The organism is Xylophilus sp. ASV27 (assembly GCF_016428875.1).
In the GTDB taxonomy this organism is placed as follows: domain Bacteria; phylum Pseudomonadota; class Gammaproteobacteria; order Burkholderiales; family Burkholderiaceae_C; genus Xylophilus.
In genome coordinates this window covers 1-6,259 of the sequence record NZ_JAELTO010000167.1, presented here as the reverse complement: position 1 = coordinate 6,259, position 6,259 = coordinate 1, and the positions used below count along the sequence as shown (strand labels likewise).

Below are 6,259 nucleotides of genomic sequence, written 5' to 3'. Positions count from 1 at the left end.
CCCCCCCCCCCCCCCCCCCCCCCCCCCCCCCCCCCCCCCCCCCCCCCCCCCCCCTTTTAGATGTGTATAAGAGACAGCGCCAAGGCTGCACCACCGGCACGCCCGGCCGCCGCGCGCGAAGAACCCCTCCCCGCGCCGGCCCCCGCGCCCAAACCCGCCCAGCCGCGCGTGCTCGCGCTGCACGAGCTGCCCGAAGCCGTGCGCCAGCAACTGCCCGCGCTCAGCTTCAGCGGCGCCACCTACTCGGCCAACCCGCTCTACCGCATGGTGATCGTCAACGGCCAGGTGCTGCACGAGGGCGACACCGCCGCGCCCGGCGTGGTGCTGGAGCGCATCGAGCCGCAGCAGGCGGTGCTGCGCTTCAAGGGCTATCGGTACGCGGTGGGGTATTGAGCGTCATGGGCCTCGGCATCCGGCAGGCTGCGCCGGAAGACCTGTGCGCAATGCTCGCATGCGATGCATATGCACGCTCCAACGCCAGCCGTGGCGCCTGGGTGCGCCAGGCGGTCGCAAGGCAGCAATGCCTTGTGGCTGTCGAGTCAGGCGTGGTGGTCGACTACTGCGTGCTCAACCACGATTTCTTCGACAACGGATTCGTCGCGCTGATCGTCGTCGCGCCGGCGCAGCAGATCGCCGATGAGACCGCCAGGTTCGCCGTCCTGGTGAAAGAGGGCAAGGTCGTGATCGACTGAGGGCGCCCCGCGCCCGGCAGCGCATCACGCTCGACGCAGCGACGACAGGCGCGGCACCAGTTGGGCAGCCGGTCCCGCGACTTGGCGGCGGCGGGTGTCGCCGCGCAGGTGATCGAACAGCAGCGCAATGGCCTGTTGCGCGATCTCGTCCAGATGCAGGTCCACGGCCGTGAGCGGCGGCACGCAGGTGCGGGCGCGCACGCCGTCGTAGCGCGTGGCGACCATCACGTCGTCCGGAATGCGCCGGCCCGACTCGAGGATGGCGGCCACCGCGCCCGTGGCGAAGGCGTCCACCGGCACGCAGAAGGCATCGATGTCGGGGTGCCGGGCCAGCAGCGCGAGCGCAGCCTGGCGGCCGCCGTTCTCGCCGTCCACCTCGTCGACCAGCGACAGCAGCGGCGCCTGCCCGCGCCCGGCGGCGAACGCCAGGTACGCGGCCCGACCTTCCACGTAGGAGTTGCGCTGCGCCGAGCCGAGGATCATCGCGACCTTGCGCGCACCCTGCGCATGCAGGTGTTCGAGCAGCAGGTGCGTTGTCTGTCCCGAATGAATGTCGACATACGGCGGCAACGCCGGCCCGTCCGCGGCCTCTTCGGCCGGCTTGCCGATGGCCACCACCGGCAGGCCGCGCCGCAGCAGGTAGGCCATGTTCGGATCGCCCGCCGAAGGCTCGATGACCAGCGCGCCGTCCACGTCCAGCATTTCCATCGGCACCCGCCCGGTTTCCATGGGCGGCGCCAGCACCAGCGCCAGCCGGCGGTCGAGTGCCGCTGCGGCCGCCACCGCCGCCACCTCCATCAGGAAGCCCAGCCGTGACGGGCCGCCGGCCACGGCGAACGGCATCGACGACAGCAGCACGATCATGTGCGCCTCGCCGGTGCGCAGCCTCTGCGCATTGCGATTGGGCCGGTAGCCCAGTTTCAGCGCAGCTTTCTCCACCCGCGCGCGCGTCTGCGCATCGACCTGGCCCCGGGCGTTGAGCGCATGGGAGACGGTGGTCGGCGACACGCCCGCTTCCCGGGCCACGTCCTTGATGGTGACCCGCGGCGGTAGATTGGGGCTCATCCCGTTGACCTTTTCAAAAACCGGTGATTCAATTCCCAAATCGTTTTGGGGCTGGCTGTTCCGAAATGTACTTCACCCGCTTCGGCGGCTTTTTTTACCAGCGCGCCCAAATCGATTTGGGCGCAAGTCCGGTCAAAGGATTCGAATCATGTCCCGTGCTTGCGACGCCCCCGCCGTCGACGCAGTGCTGCCCGTTTCGCAACTGCTCCTGTTCGGCCTGCAGCATGTGCTGGTGATGGCAGCCGTGCCCATCACCTCGGTGTTCCTGGTGGCCAAGGCGCTGGGCCTGGATTCGGCGCTCACGGTGAACCTGATCAGCGCCACCTTTCTGCTGTGCGGCGTAGGCACGCTGCTGCAGTCGTTCGGGCCATGGAGGTTCGGCGCGCGCCTGCCGTTCGTGATGGTGCCGGGCGGCGCGCCGATCGTGATGTTCGTGACCATCGCCCAGCAGCGCGACCTGCAGACCGCCTCGGGCGCGGTGATCCTCACGGCGCTGTTCTACTTCCTGGTGCTGCCGGTGTTCGCGCGCTGCCTGCGCTACTTTCCGAGGATCGTCATCGGCACCCTGCTGCTGCTGGTGTCGATCAACCTCGTGAAGGTGTACGGCGGCATCATCGCGGGCAGGCCCGGCACGGCCACCTTCGCCGACCCGGTGAACATCGGCCTGGCGCTCGCGACCATCGGCTTCACGGTGCTGTTCGCGCGCGTGCTCAAGGGCATGCTCGGCCAGCTCGCGGTGCTGCTCGGGCTGCTGGCCGGCACGGTGCTGGCGGCCGCCTGCGGGCTGATGGACTTCAGTGCCGTGGCGGCCGGGCCGATCTGGAGCGCGCCGACGCTGCTGCCCTTCGGCATGCCGCGTTTCGACCTGGTGGCGGCCGTGCCGCTGCTGATCTTCAGCGTCATCTCGATGGTCGAGGCCACGGGCCAGACGGTGGCGGTGGCCGAAGCGGTGGGCCGCAGGATCGAGCCGCGCGAGGTGGTGCCGCGCACCATCCGGGGCGACGCGCTGGTCTCGCTGGCGGGCGGGTTGTTCGGCACGTCGATGATCATCACCAGCGGCGAGAACATCGGCATCGTGCGCGCCACCAACGTGCGCTCGCGCTACGTCACGGCGGCCGCCGGCGTGATCCTGGTGCTCATCGCGCCGTCGGCGCCGCTGGGCCGGCTGGCCAGCGCCATTCCCTCTGCCGTTGTCGGCGGCACCGCGATGGTGGTGTTCGCGATCATCGGCACCATGGGCATCGACATGCTGCGCAAGGTCGACCTGCATCAGCGCGGCAACATGTTCGTGCTGGCGGCCGCCTTGACCATGGGCCTGCTGCCCATCGTCGTGCCGGGGCTCTACAGCCGCTTTCCAGACACGCTGCAACTGGTGCTGGGCAACGGCCTGGCCATGGGCTCGCTCACGGCGGTGGTGCTCAACATGGTGTTCAACCGCGTCCATGCCGAAAGCGCCGACAGCGCCGAAAACCCGGAGGTGGCGCCTGCGCCGCAATGAGGCGCCGCGCCGCGGCACGTTGCGCGCGCTTCGCGCGCACATCGCCTTGCCCCTCTACTTGCCTGTTCTTCCGTCCCTGACTGTCTTTCGTGACCATGTCCTCTGATCTCGATGCCGCGCTGTTCGCGGCCGACGAGCTGCTGCTCGTCCCCGACCACCTGATGCTGCGCGAGGGCCCCGCGACCGGCCATGCCGTGCGGATGGCGGGCGGCCGCTTCCGCGATGTCGGCCCCGCCCACGCGCTCATCGCCCGCTATCCGCAGCTCACGCCGCTGCCGTTGCCCGGCAAGCTGCTGATGCCGGGAATGATCGACGCGCATCACCACCTCACGCAGTCCTTCGGCAAGTCGCTGGCCTATGGCGAGCCGTCGGAGATCTTCCGGCGCGTGTGGGTGCCGCTTGAGTCGAGCCTGGACGACGAGTTCGTCTACATGGCCTCCAAGCTCGCCGCGCTCGAATCGCTGCGCGGCGGCTTCACCACGGTGTGCGACGCGGGCACGCGCGCGCCGGGTGACATCGGCGCCGTCGCAGCCGCCGTGCAGGAGGCCGGTCTGCGCTGCGTGCTGGGCCTGATCTGCAACGACGGCGGCAACGACAGCAGCGCCGCCGACCGCCAGGCGATCCGCGCGCGCGCCGCGCAGTTCCTGCAGCAGTGGTCCGACGCGGAGCTGGTGCACCCCTCGCTGGCCATCTCGGTGCCCGAGGCCGCCTCCGACGAGATGCTGCGCACCGTATCGGCCCAGTGCGCCGAGGCGCGCGCCATCTTCCAGACGCACGTCAACGAACACCTCGCATCGGTCGAGCGCTCGGTGGTGCAGCGCGGCAGGCGGCCGCTCGAACTGCTGGCGCAGCTGGGCGCGCTCGGCCCGCAGGTGCTGATCGCGCACGGCACGCTGGTCACGCCCTCGGAACTCATGCTGCTGCGCGACACCGACACCGCCGTGAGCTACAACCCCGTCGCCAGCCAGTGGAAGGGCAACGCCGTGGCGCCCGCCAACCTGATGGCCGCGATGGGCATCCGCTTCGGCCTGGGCAGCGACGCCACGCGCAGCGACGCCTTCCGCCTGATGGACGCGGCCGAGGCCGCGCAGAAGCTGGCCTTCGGCCTGTCCATCGGCGACGCATCGAGCGGCGGCGGCTGGACCTGGTTCGACCACGCCACGCACGAAGGCGCGCGCGCCGTGGGCCTGGACCACCTGACCGGCGAGATCGCCGTGGGCAAGGCGGCCGACTTCCTCATCGTCGACGTCGATACGCCCGAGATGTGTACCTCGGTCGACCTCACGTGGGACCTCGTGCGCCTGGGCAACCGCGACCAGATCACCGCCGTCTTCGTCGCCGGGCGCCTGCGCCTGTGGCAAGGCTGGCCGCCCGACTGGGACGCGCGCGCGCTGCAGCACCGCATCGCGCGCGCCGCCCATGCCGCCATGGACCGCGCGCCGATCGTGCGCCTGCACCCCAAGGCGGCCGAGCACCGCCGCCTCAGCCTGGCGCGCGCCGCGGGCGCACGGAGCCCGCAATGAGCGCGCAGCACCTCCTGCTCGTTTCCCTCGCCGTGCTGATCGCCGCCTTCGTGCAGGGCGCCACCGGTGTCGGCTTTGCGCTGATCGCCGCGCCGGTGATCGGCATCGTGCGCCCCGATCTGCTGCCCGTCTGCGTGCTGGCGCTGATGCTGCCGCTCAACTTCTACGTGATGTGGCGCGAGCGCGGCGCCATCGACCGCGTCGGCGCGGGCTGGATCACCGGCGGGCGCATGCTCGGCACCGTCGGCGGCCTCTGGGTGCTGGCGGCGCTGAGCGCGAGCCACCTGTCGCTGTTCGTCGGCGCCTCGACCATCGCGGCGGCGCTGGCCACCCTGGTGATGCCGGCCTTCTCGCCGGGCCGCGGCGCCTTCGTGGCGGCGGGGCTGGTCACCGGCATCACCGAAACCGCGACCGGCATCGGCGGGCCGCCGCTGGCGCTGGTCTACCAGCACCAGCCCGCGCCCACCATGCGTTCGACCATCGCGCTGTGCTTTCTGGTCGGCGAGCTGGTGTCGCTCGCCACGCTGCTGGTGGCCGGCCGCATCGACGGCCCGCAGCTCCACGCCGCCGCCCAGTTGCTGCCTGCGCTGGTCGTGGGCGCCGTGCTCAGCCGCATGGTGCATCGCCGCATCGACGGCCGCGTGCTGCGCATCTTCGTCCAGGTCTTCGCGATCGTGTCGGGCGCGGCGCTGCTGCTGCACTCCTTCTGATCATGGCGCGCCTACCGGCCCCGCCGCAGCGGCGCCAGCAGGTGCTTCAACCCGTTGTGGTCGATCTCCCACATCAGCGCCAGCAGCCGCCCGATCTCCCCGGGCGGGAAGCCCTCGCGCGCGAACCAGTGCAGGTAATTGGCCGGCAGGTCGGCGATGACGCAGCCCTTGTGCTTGCCAAAGGGCATCTCGCGTGTGACCAGCTTGTGCAGGTCCTCCGCCTCCACGGCGCTATCCGCCCGTGCGCTTGACGGTGTAGCCCTGCCGCTGCAGCGCCGCGATCACCGTCTCGCGGTGGTCGCCCTGGACCTCGACCGTGCCGTCCTTCACCGTGCCGCCGGCGCCGCAGGCGCTGCGCAACTGCTTGCCCAGCGCGGCCAGCGCGTCGGCGGCCAGCGGGATGCCGCGCGCCACGGTCACGCCCTTGCCGCCGCGGCCCTTGGTCTCGTAGGACACGCGCACCGTGCCGTCGCCGCGCGGCGCCGCCGCCTGGGCCTTGCACACGCACTGCGCCACCGGCTGGCGGCAGGCCGGGCACATGCGGCCCGCATCGGTGGAATAGACCAGGCCGCCAGGGCCGTCACGGTGTCGCATGGTGTGCAAAACCAGAATGTGAAAGAAAAATGCTTCTAGCCAAGGCTCAGCCTGGGCAGGGCAATCGCATCTAACCAGAGCCCCCCATCCCCAGAGCCGCTCCCATGCCCATGAGGTGCTCCAGATAGGGCAGGCTCCAGCCAGCGCGCTTGCGCTTGGCCTGCAGCCCGAGCTTCA

General features: G+C 70.8%; 8 protein-coding genes. 5 read left to right on the top strand and 3 right to left on the bottom strand.

Annotated elements, in window-relative coordinates:
* Positions 1-168: 168 nt before the first annotated feature.
* Together JHD63_RS24815 and JHD63_RS21395 are read left to right on the top strand one after the other, a co-directional pair.
* Positions 169-393, top strand: coding sequence for a general secretion pathway protein GspB (locus JHD63_RS24815; RefSeq protein ID WP_370590610.1), 225 nt, complete (start codon positions 169-171; stop codon positions 391-393).
* Positions 394-398: 5 nt separating this feature from the next.
* Positions 399-692 carry a hypothetical protein gene (locus tag JHD63_RS21395; RefSeq protein WP_198972821.1) on the top strand — a complete coding sequence of 98 codons (294 nt, stop codon included), beginning with the start codon at positions 399-401 and terminating at the stop codon, positions 690-692.
* A 24-nt stretch (positions 693-716) separates the two neighbouring features.
* Here JHD63_RS21395 and JHD63_RS21390 read toward each other — a convergent pair whose 3' ends face one another.
* Positions 717-1,757: a LacI family DNA-binding transcriptional regulator gene (locus JHD63_RS21390; RefSeq protein WP_198972820.1), complete on the bottom strand. Its 1,041-nt coding sequence runs from the start codon at positions 1,755-1,757 to the stop codon at positions 717-719.
* Positions 1,758-1,905: 148 nt separating this feature from the next.
* Between JHD63_RS21390 and JHD63_RS21385 the strand changes: the two genes are divergently transcribed.
* The 3 genes from JHD63_RS21385 (at position 1,906) to JHD63_RS21375 (ending at position 5,488) form a co-directional block, all read left to right on the top strand.
* The gene (locus JHD63_RS21385) at positions 1,906-3,255 is read left to right on the top strand and encodes a uracil-xanthine permease family protein (protein WP_198972819.1); all 1,350 of its coding nucleotides are present in this window, start codon (positions 1,906-1,908) and stop codon (positions 3,253-3,255) included.
* 95 nt (positions 3,256-3,350) lie between these two features.
* A complete protein-coding gene (locus JHD63_RS21380; RefSeq protein ID WP_198972818.1) occupies positions 3,351-4,778 on the top strand; it encodes an amidohydrolase family protein in 1,428 nt (475 codons plus the stop codon).
* Complete coding sequence (locus tag JHD63_RS21375) at positions 4,775-5,488, top strand: sulfite exporter TauE/SafE family protein (protein ID WP_198972817.1); 714 nt, start codon at positions 4,775-4,777, stop codon at positions 5,486-5,488. The genes JHD63_RS21380 and JHD63_RS21375 overlap by 4 nt, the downstream gene beginning before the upstream one ends.
* Before the next feature lie 11 nt (positions 5,489-5,499).
* Here the strand turns inward: JHD63_RS21375 and JHD63_RS21370 are convergent, their stop codons facing one another.
* A complete protein-coding gene (locus JHD63_RS21370; protein ID WP_198972816.1) occupies positions 5,500-5,715 on the bottom strand; it encodes a DUF3820 family protein in 216 nt (71 codons plus the stop codon).
* A 4-nt stretch (positions 5,716-5,719) separates the two neighbouring features.
* Positions 5,720-6,082 (bottom strand): translation initiation factor Sui1, encoded by a 363-nt coding sequence (locus tag JHD63_RS21365; RefSeq protein ID WP_198972815.1) that lies wholly within the window; start codon positions 6,080-6,082, stop codon positions 5,720-5,722.
* Between the last annotated feature and the right edge of the window lie 177 nt (positions 6,083-6,259).

Excerpts from the sequence above, each read along its gene's own strand:
- JHD63_RS21380 (WP_198972818.1), top strand. The coding sequence starts at position 3,351 with ATGTCCTCTGATCTCGATGCCGCGCTGTTCGCGGCCGACGAGCTGCTG.
- JHD63_RS21365 (WP_198972815.1), bottom strand. The coding sequence starts at position 6,082 with ATGCGACACCGTGACGGCCCTGGCGGCCTGGTCTATTCCACCGATGCG.
- JHD63_RS21390 (WP_198972820.1), bottom strand. The coding sequence starts at position 1,757 with ATGAGCCCCAATCTACCGCCGCGGGTCACCATCAAGGACGTGGCCCGG.
- JHD63_RS21385 (WP_198972819.1), top strand. The coding sequence starts at position 1,906 with ATGTCCCGTGCTTGCGACGCCCCCGCCGTCGACGCAGTGCTGCCCGTT.
- JHD63_RS21375 (WP_198972817.1), top strand. The coding sequence starts at position 4,775 with ATGAGCGCGCAGCACCTCCTGCTCGTTTCCCTCGCCGTGCTGATCGCC.
- JHD63_RS21395 (WP_198972821.1), top strand. The coding sequence starts at position 399 with ATGGGCCTCGGCATCCGGCAGGCTGCGCCGGAAGACCTGTGCGCAATG.